This window comes from Cryobacterium sp. 10S3 (genome assembly GCF_034344045.1).
Lineage (GTDB): Bacteria > Actinomycetota > Actinomycetes > Actinomycetales > Microbacteriaceae > Cryobacterium > Cryobacterium glucosi.
Genome location: NZ_CP133773.1, coordinates 78,342 through 104,745, shown reverse-complemented (window position 1 = coordinate 104,745; position 26,404 = coordinate 78,342). Strand labels below are relative to the sequence as shown.

Genomic DNA, 26,404 nt, shown 5'->3' with positions numbered 1-26,404 from the left:
CGCGCTACTCGTAGCGGAGGGACCCGATCGGGTCCTGCCGCGCGGCGCGCCAGGCCGGCAGGGTGCCGGCGAGGAACGCGATGCCCATCACGATCAGGATGATCGTGATGATCGACGCCGGAGTGAACGAGATCAGCTGGAGGCCGGGCAGGTCGGCGAACAGCCTGGTTGAGAGCGCGCGGCTCACGACGGTGCCCACGATCATGGCGATGCCGGCGCCGATCGCGCTGCCGAGGAAGCCGATGAACGCGGCCTCGATGCTGAACAGGCCGAAGATCCGGCCGGCGCCCATACCCATCGCCTTCATCAGGCCGATCTCGCGGGTGCGCTCCTGCACGCTCATCAGGAGCGTGTTGACGATGCCGAAGCTCGCGGCGAGCAGGGCGATCACGGCGAACGCGTTGAGCACGAGCACGATCGCATCGATCACCGACTTGAAGGTGCCGATCTGGTCGGCGACCGTCTTGGCGGTGAAACCGGCGTCGGTGAAGCGGGCCTGGAGCGCGGTGACCTCGCTCGCCGAGGCGTTCGCGTCGAAGTGCACGACGGCCTGGGCGTAGCTGTCCTTCGCGGTCGCGCTGCGTCCGACACTCTGCGCTTCATAGAGCGCGGTCGTGAGCGCCGCATTGGCGGTCGCGTTCCCTGTCGCTCCGAGTCCCGCTTCCGAGACCCCGACGACGGTCGCATCGATGACGCTCGACGTTCCCGCGGCAGACGTGATGCCGATCTGCACGGTGGTGCCGATCGCATCCGCGTCGCTCGCGAACCCGAGCGGTGCGACGAACGACACCGGCAGCGCGATCTGCAGCTCTGACGATGCCGGGTCGAGCTGGGCGCCCGCGGACAGCTGCAGGGTCGTCCCGGTGACGAAGCTGCCGAGCCCGAGCCGGTATTTCTTGCTGCTGCCCGTCGTCACGTAGTCCGGGGTGGCCGAGAGGCTCGGCTCGACGGAGGTGACCCCGTCGATGGCGGCGATCGTGGTGAGGTCCGTGGACGTGATCGCGGCGACCGTCGTGCTGCCCGGTCCCGCCGCGGCGCGGCTGGTGATCTGGTCTGCCGAGTATTCCTGCGGGCCGGTCGCTGTCGCATCCGCCGACACCTTCGTCACCGTGAGCACGTCGTTCGCGCCGATGGATGCGACGGTGTCGGTGATGTAGGCGTTGATCCCTGTGCCGAGGCCGTTTGTGATGGTGAGCGTGAACGCGCCGATGAAGATCGCGAGCACGGTGAGGGTGGTGCGGAGGCGGCTGCGGAAGCTGTTGCCGATGGCCGAGCCGACGACGTCGATGGCCCTCATGCTGCGACCCGGGCTTCCTCGGCGACGACGAGGCCGTCGCGAATGTAGATCCGTCGGTCGCAGCGGGCGGCGAGGTCCTCGTCGTGGGTCACGATGATCAGCGTGATGCCCTGGTCGCGGTTGAGCCCGAAAAGGATGTCCTCGACGATCGTGCCGGTGGCACTGTCGAGGTTGCCGGTGGGTTCGTCGGCGAAGATGATCCGCGGATCGTTGACCAGGGCGCGTGCGATCACCGCTCGCTGCTTCTGGCCGCCGGAGAGTGCGTTGGCCTTGCTCCTCGCCTTGTCGTCGAGCTCGAGGCGTTCGAGCGCCGCGTGGCCGCGCAGCTTGCGACCTCGGGAACCGACCCCGGCGATCTTGAGCGGCAACACGACGTTCTCGAGCACGGACGCCCCCGGCGTGAGGAAGAACTGCTGGAAGACGAACCCGAAGGTCTTGTTGCGCGTCTCGTTGAGGCGCTTGCCCCTCAGGGTCGAGGTGTCGCTGCCGCCGAGCTGCACGGTGCCGGTGCTCGGCTTGTCGAGCAGGGCGAGCAAGTGCATCAGGGTGGACTTGCCCGAGCCGCTCTTCCCGACGATGGCGACCGATTCGCCGGCGAAGATCTCCAGGGTGACCCCCTTCAACGCGTCGAATCGGTTCTGGCCGCGACCATACGACTTCTTCAGGTCGTAGGCGGCGAGGATGGGGTGGGACATCGTGTTTTCCTCCGTGTGCTGTGGCGCTCTGGGTGCGCCGGGCCGGGCGTGGCGGATGCCGCGAGTCGGCACTGTCCCAGCGTCGCGGCATCCGTCGCGCGGGGCATCCTCCTGCGGCAGCAACCTGCCGTACCGCGGGCGCGGTACGACCCCTCCTCCCACGGGAGGATGCCGCAGCCCGGTGCAGGGGGCATCCTTGAAAGATGACCTCGATGTACAGCCATGCGCACGTGCCGCGCTGGGCCGCCGACGTGCTGGTCAGCCTCGCCGTTCTGGGAAGCGCGTTCGTGCCGGCCGGCCAGTACGCCAGAGTCGCGTCGAGCCCCACCGGCGTGCTGATCGCCCTCGCAGCGGTCATCGTGCTGCTGCCGCGCCGCCGCTGGCCGCTGCCGGCACTCGCGGCGTGCGTCGCCCTGTTCGTGCTCGCCGGCGCCCTCGGCGTGCTCAATCCGGCGTTCTCCCTCGCGACGGCGATCGCGGTCTGGAACGTCGCCATCCGCACCGACCGGCGCACGACGCTCATCGCCACGGCGATCGCCGCGGCCACGCTCGTCGGCACGAGCCTCGCCGTCACAACGGCCGAACTGCTCGACGCCCGCGTGGTGCAGTATGCGGCGGTCATCGCCTTCGCCGGTGCTGCGGGGGACGCGATGCGGTCGCGCCGCGCATACATCATGGCGATCACCGAACGCGCCAGGAACGCGGAGGAGACCCGCGAGTCCGAGGCGCTGCGCCGGGTCGCCGAGGACCGCCTGCGCATCGCCCGCGAGCTGCACGACGCCGTCGCCCACCAGATGGCCGTGATCAACCTGCACGCCGGGGTCGCCGCCCAGGCCCTCCCCGACCGCCCGGCCGATGCGCAGGACTCGCTCACGACGATCCGCCAGGCCGCGCAGGCGGTGCTGCGCGAGATCGGCACCCTGCTCGCCGTGCTCAGGGACGACTCTGCCGGCCGCCCCCGCCCCCCGGCCGCCGAGATCGGCCTCGGCCGCGTCGACGCGCTCCTGGCCGACTTCGCCCGCGACGGCCTCGCCGTGACGGTGAGTGCGCGCGGCGCGGGCACCCGGCTGTCGGCCCCCGTCGACACCATCGCCTACCGGATCGTGCAGGAGGCGCTCACCAATGCGCACAAGCACGGCGCTGGCCACACCGCAGAGCTCCGCATCAGCTACGGCAGCGGCAGCGTCGACATCGAGGTCGAGAATCCGGTCGCGTTCCACGTGCTCCACCCCGCAGCGGATGCCCCGGCCGGCCACGGCCTCGTCGGCGTCGCCGAACGCGCGGGCACCATCGGCGGCACGGTCGAGTTCGGCGTGCGTCCCCCGGACACCTTCCGCCTCGCCGTGAGCCTGCCGATATCGAGCGCCGGGGCGGATCCCTCCGCCGACATCCCGAACACCGGGCCGCCGGCCCCTGCTCGCATCTCGGCCCCGACCTCGGTTCCGGACCCTGCAGCAGGAGCGACCTCGTGATCAGGGTCCTGATCGCGGACGACCAGACCCTGATCCGCACGGCCGTGCGCGAACTGGTCAGGCACGAGCCCGACCTCGAGGTCGTCGGCGAAGCCGCTGACGGGGCCGAAGCGCTCGCACAGTCCCGGCTTCTGCTGCCCGATGTCGTGCTGATGGACATCCGCATGCCAGTACTCGACGGCATCGAAGCGACCCGTGCGATCTGCGCGGATCCGGGGCTCTCGACCGTGCGCATCTTGATCCTGACGACCTTCGAAGAGGACGAATACGTCGTGCAGGCCCTTCGGGCAGGGGCCGGCGGCTTCGTCGGCAAGGGCACGGAGGCCGCCGACCTGATGCGGGCGATCCGCACGATCCACCAGGGCGACGCGCTGCTCTCCCCCACGGCGACGCAGAGCCTGATCCGCCGCTACGTGCTGCCGGCCGGGCCCGGGCGCGCAGCCGTGGTGCCGCCGAGCCTCGCGCACCTGACCGATCGGGAGCGGGAGGTCCTCACGCTCGTCGCGCGCGGGCAGTCGAACGAGGAGATCGCGGCCCGCCTGTTCATCTCGCCGCTGACCGCGAAGACCCACATCAACCGGACCATGGCCAAGCTCTACGCCCACGACCGCGCGCAGCTCGTCGTCATCGCTTACGAGAGCGGACTCCTCGTGCCGGGCACCGGCAGCTGACCCCGGTCGCGCGCGCCGCGGCATCCGCCACCCCGACACCGGCCCCGAACCAATTCGACGGAGATTTTCGGTTCTGAACCGGTTGATGAATACCGCCCACGTCTCAGAAATCCAAATACTCCGTCGAATTGGTTCCGCCATTGTTCGGGCATCGGTTCGGGACCTGCTCGTGCTCGTGCTGCCGGTGCTGCGTTCGTTGCGCCTGCTCCGCCTCGTGACCGGCCTCTCCGCCTTCCCTCGCTCGCCGGGGACAGCGATGCGGTCCCGCGTCGGCATCTACGTCACGCCCGCGACCGTCCTTCTCGTGTTCCTGGCCTCCCTTTCAGTGCTCGACGCCGAGCGGCGCGCTCCCGGCGCGAACATCGCCTCGTTCGGCAACGCGCTCTGGTGGACCTTCGTCACGATCGCGACGGTCGGCTACGGCGACTTCACCCCCGTGACGATCGAAGGCCGGCTGGTCACGGTCGCCATCATGCTCGGCGGGATCGCCCTCATCGGGGCCGTCACGGCGACCGTTGCTTCGTGGGTCGTCGACCGCGTCGCCGATCTCACCCGCGACCAGGGCGCCGACAAGTGATGCGGCGCGCCGATTGAGGTCCCCGCGCCCCGCCGCCGCTACCGAATCCGCAGCCCGCTACAGAAACGGCGGGCGCGGGCTGCCGGAACCGGCGCGGCGGCGGATACATCTGGGCGCGGGCTGCCGGAACCGGCGCGGCGGCGGATACATCTGGGCGCGGCCTGCGAAAACCGGCGCGGCCGCGGATGCGTGTGGGGGCATCCGCTCAGTGCAGGCGCACCAGGGAGTACCGGTCGTCGCGCGGCAGGGTGTCCACGGTCGCGGTCACGGTCAGGTCGCGGAGGAATACCGCGCCGCCGACCGTGGTCAGGAAGGCGGTGTCCGCGGCGTCACGGCCGGTCGCGATGCGCAGGAGCGTCTGCCGTGGGGCGAGTCCGGTGGCGTCCACGACGTGCCAGGCGTCGTCGACGAAGACCTCGGCGACCGCGTGGAAGTCCATCGGCGAGAGCCCGGGCGCGTAGACCGAGACGACCCGGGCCGGCACGTCCCGCGCGCGCAGCAGCGCGACGACGAGGTGGGCGAAGTCCCGGCAAACGCCCTGCCGGTCGATCAGGGTGCGCACGGCGCCGTCGGTCGGCAGGCTCGACCCCGGTTCGTAGCGCAGCTTCCCGCCCACCCAGTCGGCCACCGCGTTCATGAGCACGGTGCCGGAGAGCCCGGCGAATTCGGCAGCGGCCGTGCCCCAGAGCCGGTCGGATTCGCAGTACCGGCTCGGGCGCAGGTAACGCACGAGGTCGATCTCCGAGTAGCCGGCGTCGCTCGTCTGCCCGGTCGCGGTCACGGAGTAGTCGATATCGACCGAACCGGCCTCCGCCTCGACGACGTGCAGCCGGGTGCCGTGCTGGTCGAACACGATCCGAGACTCGAGCGGCGCGCCGTCCTGCACCGCAGTGAAGGTCTCAACGACCGAGACGGCCGGGTCGTCGGCGACGCCGATCGAGAGGATCAAACGGGCGGGCGCGCGCACGTCGAGAGCGAGGCGAGCGGATGCGTTACGTTCCATCCCACGATGATGGCATGCGCCCGGCGCGTCGCGGTACCGCCCTCGCCAGCGCGTCGCATCGATGCCGCAGACCCGGAGAGGACACGCCGTGCGGCGCGGTCCGGGCTGGTGCACCTCGCCAGGCGGGTCCATGCTGGGGACATGCTCGGGGAATTGAACAATCGTGAAATCGACGCAGTCCTGCAGACCAGTGTGGTCGGCCGGATCGGCTGCCACAGCGACGGCCGCACCTATATCGTGCCGATCACGTACGCCTATGATGATGGCACCGTGTACGCCCACAGTGCCGCCGGCACCAAGGTCGACATGATGCGGGCCAACCCCGACGTCTGCTTCGAGGTCGAGCAGCTCGACGACCTCGCGAACTGGCGCACGGTCGTCGCCTGGGGCGAGTTCGAGGAGCTCCATGACGCGGATGCCGACGACGGCCTGCGCAAGCTCCTCGCCCGGCTCGCACCGTACGTGACCTCGACGACGGCGCAGCCGGTCTCCGGTCCCGACGGCACGTTCCACGGGATCAGGACGACCGCGTCGGAGCCGGTGCCGCCCTCGGCGGGCCGGGTGGCGGCATCCGGTCAGGCCCCGGTGATCTACCGGATCCGGCTGACCGAGAAGACCGGCCGATTCGAGGAACGCTCGACGTCAGGCCGTGAGCGGCGGGCGGCTGAGTCCAGCGACATGTACACCTGAGGGGTCCGAGTCGACCGCGACAATGCGGTTGTCCGCGTCGACGTGCACGACGACGGGCACGTAGCTGCGGGACTCTTCGTCGCTCATCTGCGCGTAGGAGATGATGATGATGAGGTCGCCCTGCATGCCGAGGCGGGCCGCGGCGCCGTTCAGGCCGATGACCCCGCTGCCGCGTTTGCCGGCGATGAGGTAGGTCTCGAAGCGGCTGCCGTTGTTCACGTCGACGATGCTGACGCGCTCACCGGCGAGCAGGTCGCCTGCCTCCATCAGGTCCTCGTCGACCGTCAGCGAACCGACGTAGTGCAGGTCGGACTGCGTCACGGTGGCGCGGTGGATCTTGGACTTGAACATCGTGCGCTGCATGGTGGAACTGGGCCTTCCGGCGGCGGCCCGAAGGCCGCCGCCTGGTGCGGGTGTCTGGTTATGCGGTTACGTTGCTACGCGATCACGCGGTCGCGAGGATGTCGACGACGAACACGAGGGTGTCCGTTGCCGAGATGCCCGCGGTCGTGTTGCCGGTGCTGCCGTAGCCGAGCGCCGGCGGGATGACGATGACGACCTGCGAGCCGACAGTCTGGCCGATCAGGCCCTGGGCGAAGCCGGGGACGACGTTGGCCGTCGCGAAGGTGGCCGGGCCGCCCTTGCCCCAGCTCTGATCGAAGACGGTTCCGGTGGCCCAGACGACGCCCGCGTACTGCACGGTCACGGTCGCACCGTCGGCGACGGTCGCGCCGTCGCCCTTCTTGAGGACCTCGGTCTTGAGCTCGGTCGGCGCGTCGTTCTTCGGGACGGTGATCGTCGGGGCGCCGTCGTCGGCGAGCACGACGGTGGGGAAACCGTCCTGCGGGGCCTGGTCCGTGCCGCTCGCGCGGGTGGGAACCTTGCCCTTGACGTCGATCACGAAGATGATGTTGTCGGTCGCGGACACCTTGAGGTCCGTGTTGCCCGTGGTACCGAACGCGTCGGCCGGCGGGACGACGACGGCGACGCGCGAGCCGATGTTGGAGCACGCGATGCCCTTGAGGATGCCGGGGATGACGGAGCCGGTCTCGGCGACGGTGACAGTCAGGCCGGCTGCGGCGCCGTAACCGCCGGCGTTGAGCTTGGCGCCCGAGGTTGCGTTGTACGCGGTGTAGGCGATCTCGACGGCGTCACCGGTGTTGACGGCTTCGCCGTCGCCCTTGGTGATCACGGTGCGCTGGGTCGCGGTCGCCGCGAGCGGCGCCGTGAAGGTAACGGTGGGCTCGACACCGGCGTCACCGGCGACGGTGACGGCGTCGGAGCTCGTGCCGGGGTCGGTGCACGTCAGTGCGGCGGCGGATGCCGTCGGCGTCGACGACGGGGATCCGCTGCACCCGGTGAGGGCGAGCACCGCGACGGTTGCGACGGCGAGGAGGGCAGGAAGTTTGCGCACGCTGATCTTTCTTTTTCGAGAATGGTCTCTTCGATGATGGGCCTCGGCCAGTATGGACCATGCATCTATGAGGAACCTGAGTCGGCCAGCCGGCGGAGGCCCGACGGCGGCACGCGGAAGCGGGCACCCGGAAGCGGACGCCCGGCGGCAGTCGCTAACCGACGTTGGTGTCGGGAGCTCCTGTCGCGGGGACACCGGTCGCGACGGGCGCGGTCGCCGCCGCCGTCAGCACGTCGACGACGATGACGACGTTGTCATCCGCGTGGAGGTCGAGGTCGATGTTCTCCTTCGCTCCCCAGGCGTCCACCGGACTCGCGACGACGGCCACCCGGGAACCCACCGTCGAGCAGGTGACGCCCTTGACGATAGCGGGCAGTGTGCCGTTCGGTGCGTCGAGGTTCACGCCGACGGGGGCTCCGGTGTCGAGTCCCGAGGTGCCTGGCCCGAATCCGCGGGCGTCGATCTTAGCCCCGGTCCTGCCGTTGTAGAACGCGACGCCGAGTTCCACGTAGTCGCCGGTCTGCACCGGGACGCCGGTACCGACGGTCATGACGGTGCGCTCGGTGTCCGCGGCGGTCAGCGGCGTGGTGAAGGTGACCTCTGGCGCACTGCCGATGGCCCCCGGCGCGACCACGGCGTCGGAGGCGGCCCCCGGCTGGGCGCAGCCGGCTGGGGCGGCGGGCGACCGGGTCGCTGCCGGGCTGCATCCGGCGAGCGCGAGCACAACGCAGACCGCGACGAGACCGGCGGAGACTCCGAGGGAGATAAGGGCGGGGTAGCTGCGCACGGGTGGACCTTCTTGTCGGCGGGCGGCCCCGATTGGCGCGCCCGCCGTGCATTATGGCGTATCGAGGCGAACGGGAAGGTTCACGTCCCCCGCTCCGGACGCGGCCTACAGCCCTTCGGCGATCGCCGCGGTCGCGTAGAGCCAGGCCTCACGGGTGCGCGGGGCGAGGGCGTCGATGTTGAGCGGCCCGCCGGCGACGAGCGCCGGATCGTACGGCACGTCGACGACGGTGCGGGTGAGCTGGCTGAAGTGGTCGTGCAGCCGGGCGGACAGGGCGCGGTCGGCGGTCTTCGCCGGGGACGCGAGTACGGTCACGGCCTGGGCGACCTTGTCGCCGTGCCCCTTGAGCCGCAGCCCGTCGAGGAGGGACGCCGCGCCGTACGCGGTGTCCTCGCGAATCGTCGACACGACCACGAGCTGGTCGGCGGTCTCGACGGCCGCCTCCCAGTTGGAGGCGCGCATGTTGTTGCCGGTGTCGATGATCAGGATCCGGTAGAAGCGGCTGAGCGCGGCGTGGAGCTTGCCGAACGCGACGTCGTCGATGCTCGCGGCTCCGGCGGGGTCCAGGTCGGAGGCGAGCGCGTCGAAGCGTGCGTCGCCCTGGTTGCGCACGTACTTGTCGAGGTCGCCGACCCTGGCCGACGTCGAGTAGGCGAAGTCCTCGAGGTCGCGCAGCAGGTCAACGGCCGTGTTCGTGTGCTGGGCGCCCTGCGCCCGCACGCCGAGGGTGCCCATCGTCTCGTTGTTGTCCCAGGCGAGGGTGTACCCGCCACGGTGGATGCCGAAGGTCGCGGCGATCAACAGGGTCGCGGTGGTCTTGTGCGCGCCACCCTTGGGGTTGAGCACCACGATCGTGCGAGGACCGCTCAGGCTGCGCTGCACGGCCGCGATCGCGGCACGGCGGGCGAGTTCGCTCCGGCCGGGCGAGGGGTTCACGAGTCCGCCGGTGACCCTGCGCACGGTGCCCTGCCAGCCGAGGAGGGCCGGGCCGGCCACGATCGCGGGGCGGGAGCTCATGAAATCGGCGAGGTTCGGACCGTCTTCCGCTGCGACAAGGGTCGGGTGCTGTGCAGGCACGAGCAGAGCGGAGGACGCGGAGATCGGCGTGGACCGGAAGGCTGCCAACGGGCCGGCCGCGATCTCCTCATCGTCATCGTCGGCGTCGAGATCGCGGTGTTCGAAGATGATGTCCTCGAAGAGTCCGGGCGGCGGTACTGGCGTGCGGCGGGGTCCGGCGGGCAGGGACTCGGCGGCCTGCGAGGCGTCGTGCCCGGATGCGGGCTCACCCGCGCCGTCCGTGCCTGCGAGGGCATCCGCTTCGGCTTCCGCTTCTGCTTCGGCTTCTGCTTCGGCTTCCGCCTCACGCTCCAACACTGACTCGGCGTCCGCCTTGTCGACGGAGGTCCGCGCCGCGGCATCGAGGGGGTCACCGAGGGCCGCGAGCTCTGCCAATTCCTCGAGGGCGTCGATCGGTTCCATCGGTTCGGCCATGAATGCCGCTGCGCTGCGGTCTCCGGAGTGCGCCATGGTGCGCTTGGCGGCCTTGCCCTGCGACGCTGCGGGAGCTTCGGCTTCGGTGCGTGCGGCGGCCGGGATGAAGTCGCCCGCGGCCTCCACTTCGCCGTCCGGGTGGACGACAAGGGGCCATTGGCCCTGCTCGTCGTCGGCGGTCAGCCGCACCGGGCGACCGAGTACACGGGCGGCATCCGTCACGCGGTTGATGATCTCTTCACGAACACCAGCCTCGTCGCCGGCCGTCACCTGCTGGCCAACCCCGTCGATGATCAGCTCGCCGGTTCCGTTGCTACGAATCGTTGCCTGGATGCGAGGAGGTACGGATACTTCGTGTTTCATGGTCAGCCTTTTTTCCGTCGAGCTCAGCTCTTCGTTCTTTGGTGCGCTCCGGAATAACTGGACCGCGCCACAGACCAGCCTAACGGGCGGGAGTGCTTACCCCTCGTTTAGGCGTGATTCTTCCTCAGCTGTGCCCTCGGCGACCACGCACCGACGTGCGGAACGCACCCCTGAGCGCACCCGACCTCGCGAGAGTCGCCGTTCGCGCCGACGGTTGCCGCCATACCAGGGTCACTCGACGGAAACGGCGACTCTCGGTGGTTATCGCGTGCGCCTGTGGTCGCAGGCGCGAGTCGTATGCTCGGATGGCCGGCGCCGTGTGCGGATGCCGAGCCGGGCATCCGCTATCGGCGAACTCCGTTCGCCTGTTCAGCCCAGAGGCTCAGCCCGGGAGCGGCAGGTTTTCGGCCTCGGGGTGCCAGCGGATGGCGCGGAGGCCCGAGCGGGTGGCGTGGGTGTCGTCGTGGCCGTTCTGGCGGCGGCACTCGACGAGGTCCTGGGTCGACGTGATGTGCGGGTCGCGGCAGGAGTTGGCGTAACTCGTGTAATCCGTCTCGAGCAGGAGTTCATCATCGGTCATGGCGGTGCATTTCTGGTTCCCAGCACTGTTTCGTGGTGCACGACACCGCCGGCCTGCGTCGTGCGCCGGCAACGGTGCCTGGTGGTTCAACTGCTTCGGACGGTGGTGAGCTACACCCACTGCGGGCATCGAGCCGGTCGTCACTCTCGCGTGGGGTGTCGACGGATCGACACTCCATGCACGGTGTTCTGCTGCTGACCAGATTAGGGCCGGGGCCGACGGATGCCCAGTAAAACTGATGAATCGTCACATAAACGTCACTGTGTTACGGGCGTGTCACCGGGCCGGAATCGTGCGGGTGCGGGTGCGGGTGCGAATGCGGGGGCGGTGGCGGGCCGTCGTGCGGATGCGGGCGACCGTCGACCTCGTGCTTGCGCAAGTGAGGCGGGGGCGGGGGCGGGGGCGGCCCGTCATGCGGCCCGTTCGGAGCATGCGGAGGGGGCGGATGCGGACCGTCAGGCGGGTGGGGATGCGGATGGTCCGGGGTGGGCGGCGCACCCGGAGACTGCACCTGCCGCGCCGGGGTGCCCGTGGCATCCGCTGCTATTTCGGTCGGTTCGACGGAAACGCTCGACTCGGCCGACTCGGCCGACTCGGGCGTCTCGGGCGACTCGGGCGACTCGGGCGACTCGGGCGACTCGGGCGACTCGGGCGAACCACCCGACTCGGGCCCGGAGGTGCCGTAGTAGCCGTAGAGTTCGTTCTCCTCGTCGGCGGTGATCGATCCACGGTCGCTCTCGATGCGGGGGCCGTTGCGGATGCGGTCGCGGTCGAAGGCCACGACCACGCGCGGGCCGTCGATGGTCGCGCCGGCCAGCGGAACAAACGATTCGAGCATGCCGAACAGGCCGGTGCGCACCGTGACGAAGGCCGGCTCGCCGGAGTCCTCGCTCAGGAAGACCTGTTCGACCGAGCCGAGCTTCGCACCGTCGCTCGTCACGACGACACCGCCGTTGACGACGATGTCGTCGATCCCTTCGAGGGTGATCATGCGGTCATTCCTTCACTGGAGGCACGCGCTGGGGGCACGGACAGGTTTCTGTATTCTCGCACCGTCCGGTGCGGCTGCCCAGGCGTCACGCGGTGACCAGGATCATCGTGAGCACGCTCAACCCGACCGTCACCGGGGCGAGCACGAGGCCGAAGAGCGCATACCCGCGCCAGGGGATCAGCACGTTCATCTTCTCGAGCCTGCTGTGCCAGAGCAACGTCGCGAGCGACGCCCACGGGGTGACCAGCGGGCCGACGTTCGCGCCGATCAGGACGGCGAGCAGCCGCGGGGTCGAGTCGGCGACCGGTTCGAGCGCGAGGTAGGCGGGCAGGTTATTGGTCAGGTTCGAGCCGACCAGACTCGTGCCGGCCAGGCGGAACAGGTCCCTCGGCGCGTTCCCCGCCCCGGCAAGCGCGGTGAGCAGCACGGGCAGCCCGAGGTTCTGCAGGGCCTCCATCGCGAGGAACAGCCCGCCGCTGAACAGCAGGAGCGACCAGGGAATCAGGGTCATCCGGAGAACGCTCTGGCGCCTGACGAAGAACACGACGGCCAGCACGAGTGCGGCGATGCTCGACGGCAGCCATACCGGCACGCCGACGACGAGGGCGGGCAGCAGGGCAGCGAGCACGAGCGCGCTCGTCCCGAGCAGCACCCGGTCGACGGATGCCACCGCTCCCGACGTTCCCGCGACGCGCATCCGCTGCACGGGGACGCTCGAATACCGTTTGCCGAGGTCTTTCCGGAAGACGATCGCAACCATTGCCATCGGCACGACCACGGCGACGAGCGCCGGGGCCGCGGTCAACCCGGCGAAGGCGATCGGTGAGATGCCGCCGAGGCGGTTCTGGGCGAGCAGGTTGGTCAGGTTGCTGATCGGGAGCAGCAGGCTGCCGGTGTTGGCGAGCCACACCGTCGTGAGCGCGAACGGCAGCGGCGGCAGGCCCGCCTGCCGCGCGACGACGACGACGACCGGCGTCAGGAGCACGGCGGTGGTGTCGAAGGAGAGGAACACCGTCGTGACGATCGCGATGCCGGCCACCCACAACCAGAGCAACCAGGCCCTGCCGCCACCCCAGTGCCGCAGCCGGCGGGCGATCCAGCGGAACACCCCCGCTTCGCTGCAGAGCTCGGTGACGACGGTCATGGCCACGACGAACACGAGGATCGGCGCCACCCGGTCCACGAGAACGAGCAGTTCGGGGAGCGGGAGCAGGCCGGTGACCGCGGCGACGGTGCCGAGCAGGAGCAGACCGGCGCCGATGAGGGACAGGACCATGAATGGGAGTGTATCGGCCAGGAGCGCCACGCCTCGCAGGGTGAGCGGATGCCTGGTGTGGCGGGAGCGGGGCTGGAGGGGGCGGGCGGGCGGTGGGGAGGGAGGCGGGTCAGCGGAAGGCGCTCACGCCGGTCAGGTCGCGGCCGATCAGGAGGGACTGCACGCTCTCGGTGCCCTCGTAGGTGTGCAGCGACTCGATATCGGCGAGGTGCCGGATCACGTGGTTCTCGAGCAGGATGCCGTTGCCGCCGAGCACGTCGCGCGCCGTCGCCGCGATCTCGCGGGCGGCGCGAGTGTTGTGGTACTTGGCGAGGGACGCCTGGATCGGACGCATGGTTCCGGCCGCGTCGAGTTCGGCGAGGCGCAGGCAGTAGAGCTGCATCGCGGTCAGCTGGGACAGCATCCGCGTGAGTCGTTCCTGCACGAGCTGGAAGCCGGCGAGCGGCTTGCCGAACTGGATGCGCTGGTTCGAGTAGCTGAGGGCGGCCTCGAAAACCGCGGTCGCGTGGCCGAGCGCCGACCAGGCCACACCGAGGCGGGTGGCGAACAGCACGGTCGCGGTGTCCTTGAAGGTGCGGGTGCCCGGCAGGAGGGCGTCGAGGGGCACGCGCACGTTGTCGAGCACGATGCGAGCCTGGTGGATGCCGCGAAGGGAGCCCTTCCCGGTGATCGTCTGGGCCTGGTAGCCGGGGGTGTCCTGCGGCACGAGGAACCCGCGCACGTTGCCGTCGTCGTCGCGGGCCCAGACCACGGTCACGTCGCCGACGGAGCCGTTGCCGATCCACTTCTTCTCGCCGGTGATCACCCACTCGTCGCCCTCGCGGGTCGCGGTCGTCTCGAGCGCGACGGAGTCGGAGCCGTGGTCGGGTTCGGTGAGGGCGAAGGCGCCGAGCTTCTCGGCGCGGGCGAGGGGGATGAGCCACTCGGCCTTCTGGGCTTCGCTCCCGTAGAGGGCGATGCTGCGGAGCGCGAGCCCGCCCTGCACGGCCACCACGGTGCCCATCGAGCCGTCGCCACGGGAGATCTCCATGTTGACGAGGCCGGCGGCGAGCGGGGACATCGGGGTAAGGCCGGGGCCGACGACGCCGTCGGTGAGCAGGTCGAGTTCGCCGAGCCTGCGGACGAGGTGCAGCGGATACTCGGCCTTGTCCCAGGCCTCGGTGACCTCGTCGAGCGTCTCGATCGCGAAGGCGCGGGCCCGGTCCCAGAAGACGCGGTCGGCGGCGGGCACGTCCCGGAAGAGTTCGTAGTAGTCGGTGTCGAGCGGCACGGATACGTCGTAGTCGGGCACGGTTCCCCTTCATTGGGTTCGGCTGGTGTGACACTCAGTGTCGGGTCAAATGACACTGAGTGTCAAGTTGCGCGCCCCGGCGTGCTCGCGGCGCGGCGTCCACCGAGGGCGCGTGCGACCTCTCGGGAGAGCTCGTCCGGGGAAATCGTTTCGGAGAACACCGCTACGACGAGCTCGGCTGAGGCCTCCCCCGCCCGCTGGTGCCCGTCCGCGTGCTGCCCGGCCTGGTCAGGTGCCGCGTCGGGGTGGAAGAGGCGCCCCACTTCGCGGAGCTCCGCGGCGAGTTCCTCTGCGAGATGCGCGGCATGCTCGGCGTCCCGCGCGGCATCCATGTCGGCGTCGCTCACTGAGACCGGCTCGGCGTTCGACGCGGCGTTCGACGCGGCCCCCGTTTCGGACGAGGACGGGACAGGGCCGCGGATCAGGCGGCGGAGTTCGTAGTTGTGCGTTGCTGTGATCGCTGCGGCGTAGCGGATGGCGGTGAGCTGCGGCACGTCGGGACGGGCGGAGCGGAGGTAGGCGGCGAACATCCGCTCGTAACGGATGGCCATGATCGTCTCGCGGTCGCGGAGGGCCGGGGTGTCGCGCACGATGAGATCGCGGACGCGGACGTTGTCGAGCCGTTCGCGGAATCGCTCGAAGACCATCGTCGCGGCGTCACGGACCGCAAGCCAGGGGTCGTCGTGTTGCGCGGCGAAGTAGGCGGCGATCTGCACGGCGAGTTCGTCATGGTCGGCGAAGATCACATCTTCCTTGGATCGGAACTGCCGGAAGAAGGTGCTGCGCGAGACGCCGGCGGCCCTGGCGACGTCGGTCGCGGTCGTGGCCTCGTAGCCGTTGGTGCGGAACAGGCGCACGGCGATGTCGGCCACCTCGACGCGGGAGCGGGTGCGAGCCGGACGGGGCTGGCCGGAGGCCTCTGTTGCGGAAACGGACATCAGTCGTGAAAGTAGCACGGAATCGCGCAGTCTCCTTCCCACCCGAACGCCTGGCGCAGGGCGGGTTCAGCGCAGGGCTGCGAGCTCCTCCGTCTCGGCGATCACGTCGACCATCGCGGTGCCCCGGAGCACGGTGACCGGAAGCGGCATCGGCGTACTGACCAGGCCGAGGTATGCCCGGCGCACCCTGCCTTCCCGCTGAAGCGTCTCGATGATGCGCCGGGACGTGGGGTTGATCGGCACGGCGGGGCCGAGTCCGACCTCTGCGGCGGCCGTGTTGATGCCCACGACGGTGCCGCGCGAGTCGGCGAGCGCCCCACTGGAGTTGCCGGGGTTTGACGGCTGCATCCGTCTGGATGACGTCTTCGATGACCCGGGCAGCCGACGCGGAGAGTGTCGGCGTTGCCGAGCCGGGCGGGCTCCGGCGGGGTCAGCGCACGGGAACGGACCACGGCGAGGTCGGAAAGCGGGTCGGAGCCGACGATCTCGATGGCGCTGCTCGTGCTGTCGGAGAAGAGGGCGAGGCCGGCATCCGCCCCGAGCACGACGTGAGCGTTCGTGAGCAGGTAGCCCTGTGCGGAGTAGAGCAGGGCCGAACCGGCGCCGCGGCGCACCCGTCCGCGCGGCGTGGCGACCGACATCTCGATCGCCGCGACCTGGCGGGTCACGGTCGCGGCGACCTCGGTCACGACCCGGGAGTACGCGTCGAGCGGACCCTCCCTCGGGTCGTCCGTTTCTTCGGCCAGCTCCTCTCCTCCCGTTCTCGCTCACCGCGGTCGCCGCGGATGCCGCCCCCTGTAACCGGGGTCTGCCCGCGTCACCGCTCCCCGGTCAACGCCCTCGGCGCACACAGCAGGCGGGCTGAGCGCACGTTTCTCCCCGGCCGGCAGCGCGAGGCTGCGACGGGCGCGATCACCCTCGAGGTGCGGGAGTTCTGCGCCCGGGCGCCCCGGCAGGACCAGGCCGAGCGCGCCTGACCGCAACCTGACCGCGCACCCGATCCGTCATTGTTCCTGGCCCGCCTCTCCGTAAGTTGGGGAGCGGACGAGCGGAGCACACGTGGCAGAGATCGATCAGAATCCCCTTCCGATAACTGACCGGGCACGGGTTGCGGAGCCTGCGACGCCTCTGGGCACGGCCGAGGAGACGGCTCCGCGTGGCCAACGGTTGCGTGTCCCGCGGTTCAGCGGCCGCCCGATACTCAGCAAGGTCCCCGAGGTGACCGCCGCGTTCTGGGTCACCAAGGTGCTCACGACCGGGATGGGCGAGACGACGGCCGACTACCTCGTGCACCAGATCGACCCGCCCGTCGCCGTCGGCCTCGCGGGCCTCGGCCTGTTCGCCGCCCTGCTCCTGCAGTTCGCCGTTCGCCGTTACGTCGCGTGGGTCTACTGGCTCGCCGTCGTCATGGTGAGCATCTTCGGCACGATGGCAGCCGATGCCGTGCACGTAGGCCTCGGAATCCCCTACCTCGTGTCCACGGTCGCCTTCGTCCTCGCGCTCGCTGCGATCTTCCTTGCGTGGCGGACGACCGAGAAGTCGCTCTCCATCCACAGCATCGTGACCCGCCGCCGCGAGTTCTTCTACTGGGCGACGGTCCTCACCACCTTCGCCCTCGGCACCGCTGCCGGCGACCTGACCGCGATGACCTTCGGCCTCGGCTACCTCGCGTCGGGAATCGTCTTCGCTGTGCTCATCGCCATCCCCGCACTGGCGTATCGCCGCTTCGGCATGAACGCAACGCTCGCATTCTGGTTCGCGTACATCCTGACCCGGCCGCTCGGGGCATCCTTCGCCGACTGGGCCGCCGTCTCGCTCGAGCGGGGCGGCCTCGACTTCGGCACGGGACCGGTGAGCCTCGTGCTCTTCGGCGCAATCGTCGCCCTCCTTGCCGCCCGCGCGATCCCGCCGCGCTCTCCCGCCGCGCTCCCGCGAGAATGCACGTTTGGCCCTTAAGTTACCGGCGATAAGGGCCGAAAGTGGACTCTCGCGGCGGGAAGCGGGGCTATTCGGTACCGAGGCCCGCGGCCGAGACCGGCTTCTCACCGGCCGCCGTGCGCACCTTGTTGAGCGCGGTCAGGTCGAACAGGCCGTTCAGGTCGCCGGTCTTGGTGGTGCCGGCCGACACGCCGTTCTCGAGGCTCACCGCGAACGTCGACGCGAGCGGGTCCGTCGAGAACGTCACCTTGGTCAAGGCTCGCGTGATCACGGCATCGGAGAGAGCCTTCCCGCTGTCGGCCGTGAGCTTCTTGTTGATCACGGTTGCCGCATCCGTCGGGTTCTTCGTGAGCCAGTCGACGGATGCCGCGTTGCCGGCCACGAGGGCCCGGACCGTCTCCGGGTGCTCGGCCAGGAATCCCTTCCGCACCAGGAGTACGGTCGTCGGGAAGGCGCCGTCCGGCCACAGCGAGGACTCGTCGACGAGCACTTTGGCGCCGGCGTCGACGACGAGGCGGGAGACCCAGGGCTCCGGTAGCCAGGCGCCGTCGATGGCGCCGCTCTGGAACAGGGTGAGGGTCTGTGCGTTCTCGGTCGGCGTAATCTTCACGTCGCCGCCGCCGGAGGTGTCCGTTGTGAAGCCTTTGCTGCTCAACCAGGCTCGCAGTGCGACGTCCTGAGTGTTGCCGAGCTGCGGGGAGGCGAGGGTCTTGCCCTTGAGGTCGGCGGCGGAATTGATCCCCTCGCGCACGACGAGGGCTGCTCCGCCGCTTGTCGCGCCTGCGACGATCTCGACCGACTCGCCTTTGCTCTTGATGTAGCTGTTCACGGCCGGGCTCGGGCCGATGTATGCCGCGTCGATCGCGCCGGCGCTGAGCGCCTCGATCGTCGCGGGGCCGGCGTTGAAGATCTGGGTGCTGAGCTTGGTGCTGCCGAGGGAATCCTGCAGCAGGCCGTTCTCGATTCCGACGAGGGCAGGGGCTTGGGTGACGTTGTCGAAGTAGCCGAGCCGGAGCTCTGCGGCCGGACCGGCTGCGGTGGCACCGGAGGTGGCATCGGCCGAGGCGGCGCATCCGCTCAGGGTGGTGGCGAGCAGGGCGACGGATGCCGCGCCGAGGGCGAGGCGCATCCCCGTGCGACGAGCAGTGGTGTGGGTCTTGGTGGACATGGGCTTCACTTCCATTCGGTGGACGGCGTACGCTGCGGCACCCGGGGTGGTCTCGAGACCTGGGGTGGTCTCGAGACGACGTTATTCACCGAATGACCTGAGCGACATTCCGGCCGGTCACGCCCGGTCACGAAACGTAGCGCAGCGTCACACAGCATCGACGAGCCTCGGCGCGACGGCGATGAGACTCGGCAGGAGCGTTGACCCCGCTGCTCCGCGGATGCTGCTTGACTGAGGTGTGCGCACACCGAAAACCCGCTGCTACCGGAACGGGGACCTCGTCGACGAGGGCTTCCCGCTCGCCGACGTCTCCGAACACCTCGCCGACGAGGGCTGTGTGGTCTGGGTGGACCTGTGCTCGCCTGAAGAAGCGGACCTGGACCTGCTCGCGGAGGAACTCGGCCTGCATGCCCTCGCCGTCGAGGACGCCTTGAAGCTGCACCAGCGTCCCAAACTCGACCGGTACTCCGACCACCTGTTCCTGTCGGCGTATTCGATCACGTTCTCGCCGGAGACGGCCTCGGTGGAGACCTCGGAGATCGCCGCTTTCATCACCGAGCGGGCCTTCGTCACCGTGCACAAGGACCCTGACTTCGACGTCGACGCCGTCGTCGCCCGCTGGGACTCCTCCCCCGACCTCGCCTCGAACGGTGTCGCGTTCCTCCTGCACGGACTCCTCGACTTCCTCGTCGACGGCTACTTCGAGGCCGTCGAGGCCCTTGACGAACAGGTCGAGGAGCTCGAGAGCCAGCTCTTCGAACCGAGGAGCGACCAGGAGGCTGTGCAGCGCCGCTCCTTTGATCTCCGGAAGAGCCTCGTGCTGATGCGCCGGGTGATCCTGCCGATGCGTGAGGTCGTCAACACCCTGTTACGCCGCGACGTGCACCTGCTGCCAAACGACATGGCGCCGTACTTCCAGGACGTCTATGACCACGTGCTGCGCGCGATGGAGTGGACGGAGAGCCTCAGGGACCTGGCCACGAGCGTGCTCGAGGCGAACCTCGCGATCCAGGGCAACCGGCTCAACGTGATCACGAAAAAGGTCACCGGCTACGCGGCAATCATTGCGGTGCCCACGGCGATCACCGGTTTCTACGGCCAGAATGTTCCGTACCCGGGCTTCAGCGAAGTCGGCGGCTTCTACAGCTCCATCGCGCTCATCGTCGGCCTGTCCGCCCTGCTCTACCTGCTCTTCAAGCGCAACGACTGGATCTGAGACCGGCACGACAGGCACGACAGGCACGACAGGCACGACACGCGCGCACAGGGGATGCCGGGCGCGGCCCAGGGCGGCGCGACCGGCATCCCCTGCCATTACAAGGCCGGGGCTCCGACCGTGTCGAACATCGCGTAGTCGTCGGTCACGAGGGTTCCGTTGCTGAACAGGTTCAGCCCGAAACTGATCGCGGTGGCACCGGCCGGCAGGGCCGGGGTCGTGAAGCTCGCCTGAGTGTACGCGGATGCCGTCGCGAGCCACGGGCTCGACGTCCAGTATTGCCAGGCCCCGCTCGCATCCCGGTAATAGACCGCGAACTGGGTGGAGGTCGTCGACGTGTACCAGGCCCGGAGCGAGTAGGTGCGCCCGGCTATCGCGGGCGGGGCGCAGGCCCCGCTGTCCAGGCTCGGCAGCAGCTTCGCGTCGCCGTTCGCGTAGTTCGTCACGACGAGCTTCTCCGCCTTGGTGCCGGTGTGCGCCGTCGCGACGGTCGTGAACGCAGCCGTGTTGGTGCCGTAACCGCCGATCTGGTAGCACTGCGGGAGGGCGGCGACGCCGGCGGTCTCCAGACTCGAGTTCTGGATCAGGTTGGCGCCGGGGGCCGGCGGCGGGGATACGGGCAGGGTTGCGGCGTCGAAGGCCGTGTAGTCGTCCGTGGTCAGGGTGCCGTTGCTCAGGAGGTTGAGGCCGAAGGTGATCGCGCTCGCCCCGGCGGGCAGTGCCGGGGTCGTCCAGCTCGCCTTCTGGTAGGTCGCGGACGCGGCGAAGAGCGGGCTCGCGGTCCAGTAGGTCCAGGAGCCGAGTCCGGTCCGGTAGTAGACCTCGATCTGGGTCGCTGCCGTGGACTTGTACCAGGCCGCGAGCGCGTACGCCGTGCCCGGGGTGGCCGCGGGGGCGCATCCGCCCAGGTCAGGGGTCGGCAGCCATTTCGCGTCACCGTTGGAGTAGCCCGTCATGGTCAGGCGGGCCGCCCGGTTGCCGCTGTGGCCCGGGGTGACCGTGGTGAAGGCGGGGGTGTTCGTGCCGTATGAGGCGCCCTGCCAGCACTGGGGTAGTCCGGCGGTCAGGGTTTCGAAGCCGGGGTTGGAGACCAGGTTGATGCCGGCGGGCTTCGGCGTGACGGCCGGGCCGGAGACGACGGCTTTGACGGTGCCGCCGATGACCTGGTCGACCGTCTTGACCGTCGTCGTCGCAGGGCGGGTCTTCAGCCACTGCACGAACTGGGTGAACAGGGTCGGGCTGATCGTGAGCGGGTCGGTGAGCCCCGTCGCGATGTGGTGGAAGGTCAGCTGCTGCCAGCCGCCCGCGGTCTCGGCCTGGGTGACGGTGTTCTGGAGGTCGGTCAGGCTCCAGGTGTTGTCGACCTCATCCGGAGCCTGGGTCAGGTACGGGTCGGGCGGCGGGACGCTCTCGGTGAGCGCGCATCCCGTGCAGCCGAACCGGGTCTGGATGTCTCCGAGGCCACGGGCGCTGTTGTACCCGCAGTTCTTGACAATGGTTTCGGTGGCAGGGGTCAGCAGCGAGGCGAAGGGATAGGCGAAGCTCGTCACCCGGAATCCCCAGTTGGTGAGGTTGACCCGGTCGTTGCAGACCTGGCGGGTCGCCTCGTCCGTCGGGAGGGTGGCGAGGTCGGGGTGCGTCACGGTGTGGCCGCCGATTTCGTTGCCGTCGGCGACGAGAGTCTGCACCTGGGCAAGTGTCATGTAGCCCGGCTGGTTGATATACCCGGACGGCGTGTAGAAGGTGCCGTGCAACCCATTCGCCTTAAGGATCGAGGCCGCGGTCAGCTGGTCCGCGTTCGCGTCGTCGAAGGTGAGCGTGATGACGGCGGGAACGGCAGCGCTGGCCGGAAGGGCAGCGAATCCGTCGGCGACTCCGACGGAGACGAGTGCAAGCACGAAGGTCGAGACCCAGGCGAGCCAGCGCGGGCGGCTCCGACTGAAATTACCGGTCAGCCGGTGTTTGGCGGCCGCAGGATTGCCTGACTGAACGTCCATATCGCTGAGCTCCATTCTGGGCCCCTGTCTCCCGCGCCGGGATGGCGCGGAAGACAGTCGGGTTAGGGCGCCGGAATCCCCATTAACGGGTGACCTCTCGGCCCTGTCAATGCGCGGCGCCCCACCAGAATGGGGGGTAGAACGGATGCCTAGACCGCGCGGCGGCGACCCGTTGCGAGTCCGTAGATCAAGAGGACGACGATGGAGCCGCCGATGGCGAGAAGCCAGGTCTGCAGCGAGAAGAAGTCCTGCAGCGGAGCGTTGAACAGGATGCCGCCGAGGAACCCGCCGAGGAGTGCGCCGACGACGCCGAGGAGCAGTGTCACGAACCATCCGCCGCCCTGCTGGCCGGGGAGGATGAGTTTGGCGATGGCCCCGGCGATCAGGCCGAGGAAAAGGAAGCCGAAGAAGCCCATGGGGTGCTCTTTTCTGGATTGGTCACACGTGGTTGCGGATTTTGAAACGGTCTAGCGGTGGAGCGGTCTGGCGGCGGAACGACGGCGGCGCGGCAGGCCGGGGCCCGCCGCGCCGGAAGAGGTCTAGTCCTTGAAGATGTCCTTGATGTTCTCGCCGGCCTTCTTGGCGCTCGCGGATGCCTGCTCCGCACGCCCCTCCGCGACCTTGGAGTCGTCGTTGGTGGCCTTGCCGATGGCCTCGTTGGCCTTGCCCTTGAGGTCTTCGGCCGCGTTCTTGATCTTGTCTGATGCGCTCATCGTGTTGTCACTTTCTCTCGGTGTTTCTCTGGGGGTGCCCGACGCGGTTGCGCGGGAAGTCTGGTCGTCTTCCGAGGGGTGGTGCACGTCATTGATCGTGACGTTCACCGCCGACACGCCGAGGCCGACGAAGTCCTCGATCGCCCGCGTGATGCTCGCCCGCACCTCGGCGGCGATCTGGTGCACCGGAACCGGGTACTCGGCCACGATGACGATGTCGACGACCACGTCCGTGTCACCGACCGTGACGCTGACGCCCTGGCTCAGGTCCGTTCCGCTCAGGGCCTCGCGAATGGCGCCGAAGGCCCGGACGGGCGCGCTGCCGAGGGAGTGCACCCCGGTCACGCCACGGGCGGCGACGCCCGCGACCTTGGCGACAACGCTGTCGCTGATGACGGTCTGTCCGCCGACCGAATCGCCGCCGGAGACACCGCCGGACGAGTCGCGATCGGAAATACCGCGGAGAGCACGGGAGAGCGGCATGTTGGGTATTCTTTCGTTGTCGATGGGCGAAGATCGTGATGATCGTCACTGGTATGACGTAGGCCGCCACCGGTTCGTCACGCGGAGATCGAAAATCTATTGGGCGCACCACCGGGTGAATCGGGAAGGACGTGATGACCACCGTTACGAGGCACGCCGTCCCATCCGCTCTCGACGCGGCATCCGACGCCCTGCTCGCCGACCGCGCGGCCGACGGCGATGTTCGCGCCTTCGAGGTTCTCGTCCGTCGCCACGGCCCTCTGATGCGCGTGCACGCGACCCGGATCCTGGGTTCGAACGACGAGACGGACGATGTGGTGCAGGAGTCATTCATCACGGCCTGGCGGCAACTGCCGACCCTTGAGAACTGCGCCGCGGTGAAGAGCTGGCTGATGCGGATCTGCGGTCGCAAGAGCATCGACCGGGTTCGCGCCCGCCGCGACCACGCCGACATCACCGAAACGGATGCCGCGGCTCCGGCGGCGCTCACGCCGCACCACGTCGCCGAGACGCAGGAACAGGCCGAGGCGCTCGCGCGATGCCTCGCGGAGCTGCCGGACGACCAGCGGCGCTGCTGGACCCTGCGGGAACTCGGCGAATACAGCTACACCGATATCGCCGAAGAACTCGACCTGCCCGTGTCGACCGTGCGAGGCTTGTTGGCACGCGCCCGAAAAACCCTGCTGCGGGAATTGGAGGACTGGCGATGAACGCCCCAGACACCCCCTTTGTGGCTTTCGACCCCGAAGAGCTGGCCGAGGAGCAGGCCCGCCTGTCCGGGCACACGATCGAGGACCTCAACGACTACCTCGACCGAGGTCGCACCCCGAGCGACTCGAGCATCGACGACTCCCCGGCGTGCACAACGGCCCTCACCCGCCTCGAGCGGCTCCGAGCAGCGCTGCGCCGGGTCGACTCGGCCGCCGTGGACCGGGAGTCGTCACGGACTGACGGCTGGGTCGCGACCATCATCGACAGCATCCGGCTCGAGACCCGGGCCGGTCGGCGGATCCCGCTCACGTCCGACTCACCGGTCGCCCGGCTGGCGCTCACCGAAGGCGCGGTCATCGGTGTCCTGCGCACGGCGGGGGACGGGATCGACGGCATCCTGATCAGTCGCTGCCGCCTCGACGGCGACGTCACCGAGCCGGGAGCCCCGATCACGGTGCGCCTCGAGGTGTCGGTCGGGGCCGACGGGATGAATGTCGGCGAGAGCATCACGGCCCTCACCGCACGCCTGCGCGCGGCGGTCTACGCCGTGCTCGTGCAGCAGACGGAACTGTCGATCGCCGCCGTCGACATCACGGTCACCGACCTGTACCTCACGACAGCCCTGCCGACCCCCGAAGGAGAAGCCGATGAGTGAGCCCGCTGTCGCTGCCGACCAACTCGACGACTACATTCTCGCGGTCCCCGGCGTCGACGCGCTCTACCCGGCCGGCCCGCTCCTGACCACGGTCGTGGCCTCAGTCGTCGCCGCGCTGATCCCGAGCGTGGCTGCGCCGAATCCAATCGTCGTCGTCGAGAGGTCCGGCGCACTCTCGATCGCCGCGAACATCGGCGTCGGCCCCGATCATGCGGCACCGGATGTCTGCCGCCGCGTTCACGATGCCATCGCCGAGCACTTCCGTCACGCCGGAGACCCGGTCATCTCCGAGATCGCTGTCACGGTCGCCCGCATCGGCTGACGCCCGTGAGTCGCGCCGCAGACTCCGATACGGCAGGATGAGTTCCGTACCGATTGGTTCACAATCTTCCGGAGGAACCCATGCTCATCGCCGCCCAAATCGTCGCCACCATCGCCGCACTCCTGCACGTGGTCTTCTTCCTCTTCGAGAGCGTGCTCTGGATGCGCCCCGCCGTCTACGGGCGGTTCGGGATCGCATCCAGGGACGAAGCGGCGACGATCCGCGCGATGGCGTACAACCAGGGCTTCTACAACCTCGCCCTCGCGGTCGGGGTGCTCGTCGGCGTCGTGCTGCTCGGGCAGTCCGGTTCCGCGTTCATCGCGGGCAAGACGGCGGTCATCTTCGGAACCGCCTGCATGTCGGTTGCCGGCGTCGTCCTCGCTTCAACGGGACCCTCCTACCGACGCGCGGCCGCACTCCAGTTCTTCCCCGCTGCCCTCGCCCTCGTCCTGGCGAGCCTCAGCTAACCCCACGAACAGCGCCCGCCGCGTGGCGACCACGCTCGGCGCGCACGCCGACGCTAGTCGACCGCTGCCTGCGCGGTCAGCAGACGGGTCACGGCCGCGAGCATGGGTGCGCCCCAGCCGGTCGCCCGCGTTCCGCGGTCGTGCTCCGGAATCGTTCGGTTGTAACTCTGGTCGAAAACGACGACGCTCCGTCCGGCCTTCAGCAGACCGGTCACGACGGGCGGGGCGTCGTCGACGAACAGGTCGATCCCCTCGAGCGCATGCTTGTCGAAACCCGAATGCACGACCGTGGCCAGGGGCAGTCCGTTCGACGCGATCCACTCCCGCGTATCGGGGTTGAACTCGTCACTCCTGGCCGTGACGGCAACAAGCTCGCATCCGGCAGCCTCAAGGGCGAGAAGCGTCACGACGGCCTCGTCGAACACCGCGAGGCCCAGGTAGAAGCCGTGGCGTTCGGCATGACCAAAATGGCCGAGGAAGTCCGGCATATCGACAAACCACGCGTCGTCGCCGATCCACATGGCGTACTGGTCGAGGTCGGGGAATCGCGTGGACCGTTCAGCCAGGGGGATCGAGAGCTTCTCCCCCATCCAGTTTCGGAGACCACCGACCGTGTCGGCGGTCGTCGCATCGAGGTCGACCCCGATACGCGGGGCGCGGCCATGCGCGGTCCGGAACCGATCAAGCGCGGCAGTCAGATCGGCGGGAGCCACAAATGCGTTCGGAGTCATTCGAGAGTGTCCTCTTTCAGAAGTTGGGTGATGGTGCGCAGAGTCTCCGGGGAGACATCGCCGAGAGTCCTCGCGGCGAAATTCACGACTCGTTGTGCGCGGAGCTTCTTGACAAAGGCGAGTTGGGTGTCCACTCGGACGGGGATATCGTCGTCGGAACCCAGGAGGTAGGCCGGCGGGATCCGGAAGAATTCGGCAATTCCGGTCAGGAGTTTCTCGTCTGTCACGAGAGGGCCGGTCCCCGCGATCATATATGCCCACCGGGCTCGGGAGAGGGAAAGCGACCGGTCCCGCAGGCCCTCGGCTATCTCGCGGTAGGTATACGGGGTATTTCCCTCTGCGACGACGACGTCGAGCAGAAGGTTGAGCTTCCTCGCCAGTTCCATCTGCGCGCTGAGACCCTGTGCGGTCGGAGGAGTCTTGCCGTTCACGTCAGGCGTTCCCCTCTTCATCGGTGCGCCGTCCCC

The 26,404-nt window shown here is 69.1% G+C and carries 30 protein-coding genes and 1 pseudogene; 11 read left to right on the top strand and 20 right to left on the bottom strand.

Features of this window, described 5'->3' with window-relative positions:
* Positions 1–4 precede the first annotated feature (4 nt).
* A complete protein-coding gene (locus tag RHM57_RS00550; RefSeq protein WP_322136584.1) occupies positions 5–1,297 on the bottom strand; it encodes an ABC transporter permease in 1,293 nt (430 codons plus the stop codon).
* Positions 1,294–1,992: an ABC transporter ATP-binding protein gene (locus tag RHM57_RS00545; RefSeq protein ID WP_322136585.1), complete on the bottom strand. Its 699-nt coding sequence runs from the start codon at positions 1,990–1,992 to the stop codon at positions 1,294–1,296. The genes RHM57_RS00550 and RHM57_RS00545 overlap by 4 nt, the downstream gene beginning before the upstream one ends.
* A 203-nt stretch (positions 1,993–2,195) precedes the next feature.
* Here RHM57_RS00545 and RHM57_RS00540 point away from each other — a divergent pair, with 203 nt between their 5' ends.
* The 3 genes from RHM57_RS00540 (at position 2,196) to RHM57_RS00530 (ending at position 4,712) form a co-directional block, all read left to right on the top strand.
* On the top strand, positions 2,196–3,464 hold the full coding sequence (locus RHM57_RS00540; protein ID WP_322140608.1) for a sensor histidine kinase: 1,269 nt from the start codon (positions 2,196–2,198) through the stop codon (positions 3,462–3,464).
* Positions 3,461–4,135: a response regulator transcription factor gene (locus RHM57_RS00535; protein WP_322136588.1), complete on the top strand. Its 675-nt coding sequence runs from the start codon at positions 3,461–3,463 to the stop codon at positions 4,133–4,135. Before RHM57_RS00540 ends, RHM57_RS00535 begins: the two co-directional genes overlap by 4 nt.
* A gap of 169 nt (positions 4,136–4,304) precedes the next feature.
* Positions 4,305–4,712 carry a potassium channel family protein gene (locus tag RHM57_RS00530; RefSeq protein WP_322189268.1) on the top strand — a complete coding sequence of 136 codons (408 nt, stop codon included), beginning with the start codon at positions 4,305–4,307 and terminating at the stop codon, positions 4,710–4,712.
* A gap of 205 nt (positions 4,713–4,917) precedes the next feature.
* On the opposite strand, the gene RHM57_RS00525 is transcribed toward RHM57_RS00530, so the two are convergent.
* Entirely contained in the window at positions 4,918–5,715 is a 798-nt protein-coding gene (locus RHM57_RS00525; protein WP_322136590.1) for a transglutaminase family protein, read from the bottom strand.
* 141 nt (positions 5,716–5,856) lie between these two features.
* On the opposite strand from RHM57_RS00525, the gene RHM57_RS00520 reads away from it, so the two are divergent.
* Complete coding sequence (locus tag RHM57_RS00520) at positions 5,857–6,405, top strand: pyridoxamine 5'-phosphate oxidase family protein (protein WP_322136591.1); 549 nt, start codon at positions 5,857–5,859, stop codon at positions 6,403–6,405.
* Here the strand turns inward: RHM57_RS00520 and panD are convergent.
* From panD to RHM57_RS00465, 11 genes and pseudogenes are all read right to left on the bottom strand, one after another.
* Positions 6,358–6,768 carry an aspartate 1-decarboxylase gene (gene panD / locus RHM57_RS00515; RefSeq protein ID WP_322136592.1) on the bottom strand — a complete coding sequence of 137 codons (411 nt, stop codon included), beginning with the start codon at positions 6,766–6,768 and terminating at the stop codon, positions 6,358–6,360. The two genes, RHM57_RS00520 and panD, sit on opposite strands and share 48 nt — an antisense overlap.
* An 82-nt stretch (positions 6,769–6,850) precedes the next feature.
* Positions 6,851–7,819 (bottom strand): FKBP-type peptidyl-prolyl cis-trans isomerase, encoded by a 969-nt coding sequence (locus tag RHM57_RS00510; RefSeq protein ID WP_322140606.1) that lies wholly within the window; start codon positions 7,817–7,819, stop codon positions 6,851–6,853.
* A gap of 154 nt (positions 7,820–7,973) precedes the next feature.
* On the bottom strand, positions 7,974–8,606 hold the full coding sequence (locus RHM57_RS00505; RefSeq protein WP_322136593.1) for a hypothetical protein: 633 nt from the start codon (positions 8,604–8,606) through the stop codon (positions 7,974–7,976).
* Positions 8,607–8,711: 105 nt separating this feature from the next.
* On the bottom strand, positions 8,712–10,460 hold the full coding sequence (locus RHM57_RS00500) for a chromosome partitioning protein (RefSeq protein ID WP_322136594.1): 1,749 nt from the start codon (positions 10,458–10,460) through the stop codon (positions 8,712–8,714).
* 382 nt (positions 10,461–10,842) lie between these two features.
* A complete protein-coding gene (locus RHM57_RS00495; RefSeq protein WP_322136595.1) occupies positions 10,843–11,040 on the bottom strand; it encodes a hypothetical protein in 198 nt (65 codons plus the stop codon).
* Positions 11,041–11,305: 265 nt separating this feature from the next.
* On the bottom strand, positions 11,306–12,031 hold the full coding sequence (locus RHM57_RS00490) for a PRC-barrel domain-containing protein (protein WP_322189266.1): 726 nt from the start codon (positions 12,029–12,031) through the stop codon (positions 11,306–11,308).
* 85 nt (positions 12,032–12,116) lie between these two features.
* Positions 12,117–13,307 carry an SLC13 family permease gene (locus RHM57_RS00485; protein ID WP_322136597.1) on the bottom strand — a complete coding sequence of 397 codons (1,191 nt, stop codon included), beginning with the start codon at positions 13,305–13,307 and terminating at the stop codon, positions 12,117–12,119.
* Between the two features lie 109 nt (positions 13,308–13,416).
* Complete coding sequence (locus RHM57_RS00480) at positions 13,417–14,598, bottom strand: acyl-CoA dehydrogenase family protein (RefSeq protein WP_322136598.1); 1,182 nt, start codon at positions 14,596–14,598, stop codon at positions 13,417–13,419.
* A 62-nt stretch (positions 14,599–14,660) separates the two neighbouring features.
* Positions 14,661–15,536: a helix-turn-helix domain-containing protein gene (locus tag RHM57_RS00475; RefSeq protein ID WP_322140605.1), complete on the bottom strand. Its 876-nt coding sequence runs from the start codon at positions 15,534–15,536 to the stop codon at positions 14,661–14,663.
* A gap of 66 nt (positions 15,537–15,602) precedes the next feature.
* Positions 15,603–15,884, bottom strand: a complete 282-nt coding sequence (locus RHM57_RS00470; protein ID WP_322137420.1) for a hypothetical protein — start codon at positions 15,882–15,884, stop codon at positions 15,603–15,605.
* Positions 15,885–15,934: 50 nt separating this feature from the next.
* A pseudogene (locus tag RHM57_RS00465) lies at positions 15,935–16,177 on the bottom strand (trypsin-like peptidase domain-containing protein); the annotation flags it as partial.
* 144 nt (positions 16,178–16,321) lie between these two features.
* On the opposite strand from RHM57_RS00465, the gene RHM57_RS00460 reads away from it, so the two are divergent.
* Both RHM57_RS00460 and RHM57_RS00455 read left to right on the top strand, forming a co-directional pair.
* Positions 16,322–16,513, top strand: coding sequence for a hypothetical protein (locus tag RHM57_RS00460; protein ID WP_322136600.1), 192 nt, complete (start codon positions 16,322–16,324; stop codon positions 16,511–16,513).
* Positions 16,514–16,754: 241 nt separating this feature from the next.
* Positions 16,755–17,492: a hypothetical protein gene (locus tag RHM57_RS00455; RefSeq protein WP_322136601.1), complete on the top strand. Its 738-nt coding sequence runs from the start codon at positions 16,755–16,757 to the stop codon at positions 17,490–17,492.
* Positions 17,493–17,541: 49 nt separating this feature from the next.
* On the opposite strand, the gene RHM57_RS00450 is transcribed toward RHM57_RS00455, so the two are convergent.
* Positions 17,542–18,642 (bottom strand): ABC transporter substrate-binding protein, encoded by a 1,101-nt coding sequence (locus RHM57_RS00450; RefSeq protein ID WP_322136602.1) that lies wholly within the window; start codon positions 18,640–18,642, stop codon positions 17,542–17,544.
* A gap of 238 nt (positions 18,643–18,880) precedes the next feature.
* Here RHM57_RS00450 and RHM57_RS00445 point away from each other — a divergent pair, with 238 nt between their 5' ends.
* Complete coding sequence (locus tag RHM57_RS00445; protein WP_322140604.1) at positions 18,881–19,858, top strand: magnesium transporter CorA family protein; 978 nt, start codon at positions 18,881–18,883, stop codon at positions 19,856–19,858.
* Positions 19,859–19,956: 98 nt separating this feature from the next.
* On the opposite strand, the gene RHM57_RS00440 is transcribed toward RHM57_RS00445, so the two are convergent.
* From RHM57_RS00440 to RHM57_RS00430, 3 genes are all read right to left on the bottom strand, one after another.
* The gene (locus RHM57_RS00440) at positions 19,957–21,855 is read right to left on the bottom strand and encodes a polysaccharide deacetylase family protein (protein WP_322189263.1); all 1,899 of its coding nucleotides are present in this window, start codon (positions 21,853–21,855) and stop codon (positions 19,957–19,959) included.
* Positions 21,856–22,004: 149 nt separating this feature from the next.
* Positions 22,005–22,271 (bottom strand): GlsB/YeaQ/YmgE family stress response membrane protein, encoded by a 267-nt coding sequence (locus RHM57_RS00435; RefSeq protein ID WP_322136604.1) that lies wholly within the window; start codon positions 22,269–22,271, stop codon positions 22,005–22,007.
* 123 nt (positions 22,272–22,394) lie between these two features.
* Positions 22,395–23,051: an Asp23/Gls24 family envelope stress response protein gene (locus tag RHM57_RS00430; RefSeq protein WP_322136605.1), complete on the bottom strand. Its 657-nt coding sequence runs from the start codon at positions 23,049–23,051 to the stop codon at positions 22,395–22,397.
* A gap of 134 nt (positions 23,052–23,185) precedes the next feature.
* On the opposite strand from RHM57_RS00430, the gene RHM57_RS00425 reads away from it, so the two are divergent.
* The 4 genes from RHM57_RS00425 (at position 23,186) to RHM57_RS00410 (ending at position 25,206) form a co-directional block, all read left to right on the top strand.
* Positions 23,186–23,761 (top strand): RNA polymerase sigma factor, encoded by a 576-nt coding sequence (locus RHM57_RS00425; RefSeq protein ID WP_322136606.1) that lies wholly within the window; start codon positions 23,186–23,188, stop codon positions 23,759–23,761.
* Entirely contained in the window at positions 23,758–24,417 is a 660-nt protein-coding gene (locus RHM57_RS00420; protein ID WP_322136607.1) for a hypothetical protein, read from the top strand. The genes RHM57_RS00425 and RHM57_RS00420 overlap by 4 nt, the downstream gene beginning before the upstream one ends.
* The gene (locus RHM57_RS00415; RefSeq protein ID WP_322136608.1) at positions 24,410–24,739 is read left to right on the top strand and encodes a hypothetical protein; all 330 of its coding nucleotides are present in this window, start codon (positions 24,410–24,412) and stop codon (positions 24,737–24,739) included. Before RHM57_RS00420 ends, RHM57_RS00415 begins: the two co-directional genes overlap by 8 nt.
* 80 nt (positions 24,740–24,819) lie before the next feature.
* Positions 24,820–25,206, top strand: coding sequence for a DUF1304 domain-containing protein (locus RHM57_RS00410; protein ID WP_322136609.1), 387 nt, complete (start codon positions 24,820–24,822; stop codon positions 25,204–25,206).
* Between the two features lie 53 nt (positions 25,207–25,259).
* Here RHM57_RS00410 and RHM57_RS00405 read toward each other — a convergent pair whose 3' ends face one another.
* Together RHM57_RS00405 and RHM57_RS00400 are read right to left on the bottom strand one after the other, a co-directional pair.
* Positions 25,260–25,937: a 5' nucleotidase, NT5C type gene (locus tag RHM57_RS00405; RefSeq protein WP_322136610.1), complete on the bottom strand. Its 678-nt coding sequence runs from the start codon at positions 25,935–25,937 to the stop codon at positions 25,260–25,262.
* A complete protein-coding gene (locus RHM57_RS00400; RefSeq protein ID WP_322136611.1) occupies positions 25,934–26,389 on the bottom strand; it encodes a hypothetical protein in 456 nt (151 codons plus the stop codon). The genes RHM57_RS00405 and RHM57_RS00400 overlap by 4 nt, the downstream gene beginning before the upstream one ends.
* Between the last annotated feature and the right edge of the window lie 15 nt (positions 26,390–26,404).

What these genes read in the sequence shown, in the direction of transcription:
- RHM57_RS00440 (WP_322189263.1), bottom strand. Translation starts at nt 21,855, where the DNA reads ATGGACGTTCAGTCAGGCAATCCTGCGGCCGCCAAACACCGGCTGACC.
- RHM57_RS00525 (WP_322136590.1), bottom strand. Translation starts at nt 5,715, where the DNA reads ATGGAACGTAACGCATCCGCTCGCCTCGCTCTCGACGTGCGCGCGCCC.
- RHM57_RS00400 (WP_322136611.1), bottom strand. Translation starts at nt 26,389, where the DNA reads ATGAAGAGGGGAACGCCTGACGTGAACGGCAAGACTCCTCCGACCGCA.
- RHM57_RS00495 (WP_322136595.1), bottom strand. Translation starts at nt 11,040, where the DNA reads ATGACCGATGATGAACTCCTGCTCGAGACGGATTACACGAGTTACGCC.
- RHM57_RS00450 (WP_322136602.1), bottom strand. Translation starts at nt 18,642, where the DNA reads ATGTCCACCAAGACCCACACCACTGCTCGTCGCACGGGGATGCGCCTC.
- RHM57_RS00425 (WP_322136606.1), top strand. Translation starts at nt 23,186, where the DNA reads ATGACCACCGTTACGAGGCACGCCGTCCCATCCGCTCTCGACGCGGCA.
- RHM57_RS00430 (WP_322136605.1), bottom strand. Translation starts at nt 23,051, where the DNA reads ATGCCGCTCTCCCGTGCTCTCCGCGGTATTTCCGATCGCGACTCGTCC.
- RHM57_RS00545 (WP_322136585.1), bottom strand. Translation starts at nt 1,992, where the DNA reads ATGTCCCACCCCATCCTCGCCGCCTACGACCTGAAGAAGTCGTATGGT.
- RHM57_RS00405 (WP_322136610.1), bottom strand. Translation starts at nt 25,937, where the DNA reads ATGACTCCGAACGCATTTGTGGCTCCCGCCGATCTGACTGCCGCGCTT.
- RHM57_RS00475 (WP_322140605.1), bottom strand. Translation starts at nt 15,536, where the DNA reads ATGTCCGTTTCCGCAACAGAGGCCTCCGGCCAGCCCCGTCCGGCTCGC.
- RHM57_RS00500 (WP_322136594.1), bottom strand. Translation starts at nt 10,460, where the DNA reads ATGAAACACGAAGTATCCGTACCTCCTCGCATCCAGGCAACGATTCGT.
- RHM57_RS00410 (WP_322136609.1), top strand. Translation starts at nt 24,820, where the DNA reads ATGCTCATCGCCGCCCAAATCGTCGCCACCATCGCCGCACTCCTGCAC.
- RHM57_RS00460 (WP_322136600.1), top strand. Translation starts at nt 16,322, where the DNA reads ATGCCGCCCCCTGTAACCGGGGTCTGCCCGCGTCACCGCTCCCCGGTC.
- panD (WP_322136592.1), bottom strand. Translation starts at nt 6,768, where the DNA reads ATGCAGCGCACGATGTTCAAGTCCAAGATCCACCGCGCCACCGTGACG.
- RHM57_RS00415 (WP_322136608.1), top strand. Translation starts at nt 24,410, where the DNA reads ATGAGTGAGCCCGCTGTCGCTGCCGACCAACTCGACGACTACATTCTC.
- RHM57_RS00520 (WP_322136591.1), top strand. Translation starts at nt 5,857, where the DNA reads ATGCTCGGGGAATTGAACAATCGTGAAATCGACGCAGTCCTGCAGACC.
- RHM57_RS00490 (WP_322189266.1), bottom strand. Translation starts at nt 12,031, where the DNA reads ATGATCACCCTCGAAGGGATCGACGACATCGTCGTCAACGGCGGTGTC.
- RHM57_RS00550 (WP_322136584.1), bottom strand. Translation starts at nt 1,297, where the DNA reads ATGAGGGCCATCGACGTCGTCGGCTCGGCCATCGGCAACAGCTTCCGC.
- RHM57_RS00420 (WP_322136607.1), top strand. Translation starts at nt 23,758, where the DNA reads ATGAACGCCCCAGACACCCCCTTTGTGGCTTTCGACCCCGAAGAGCTG.
- RHM57_RS00470 (WP_322137420.1), bottom strand. Translation starts at nt 15,884, where the DNA reads ATGCAGCCGTCAAACCCCGGCAACTCCAGTGGGGCGCTCGCCGACTCG.
- RHM57_RS00485 (WP_322136597.1), bottom strand. Translation starts at nt 13,307, where the DNA reads ATGGTCCTGTCCCTCATCGGCGCCGGTCTGCTCCTGCTCGGCACCGTC.
- RHM57_RS00435 (WP_322136604.1), bottom strand. Translation starts at nt 22,271, where the DNA reads ATGGGCTTCTTCGGCTTCCTTTTCCTCGGCCTGATCGCCGGGGCCATC.
- RHM57_RS00540 (WP_322140608.1), top strand. Translation starts at nt 2,196, where the DNA reads ATGACCTCGATGTACAGCCATGCGCACGTGCCGCGCTGGGCCGCCGAC.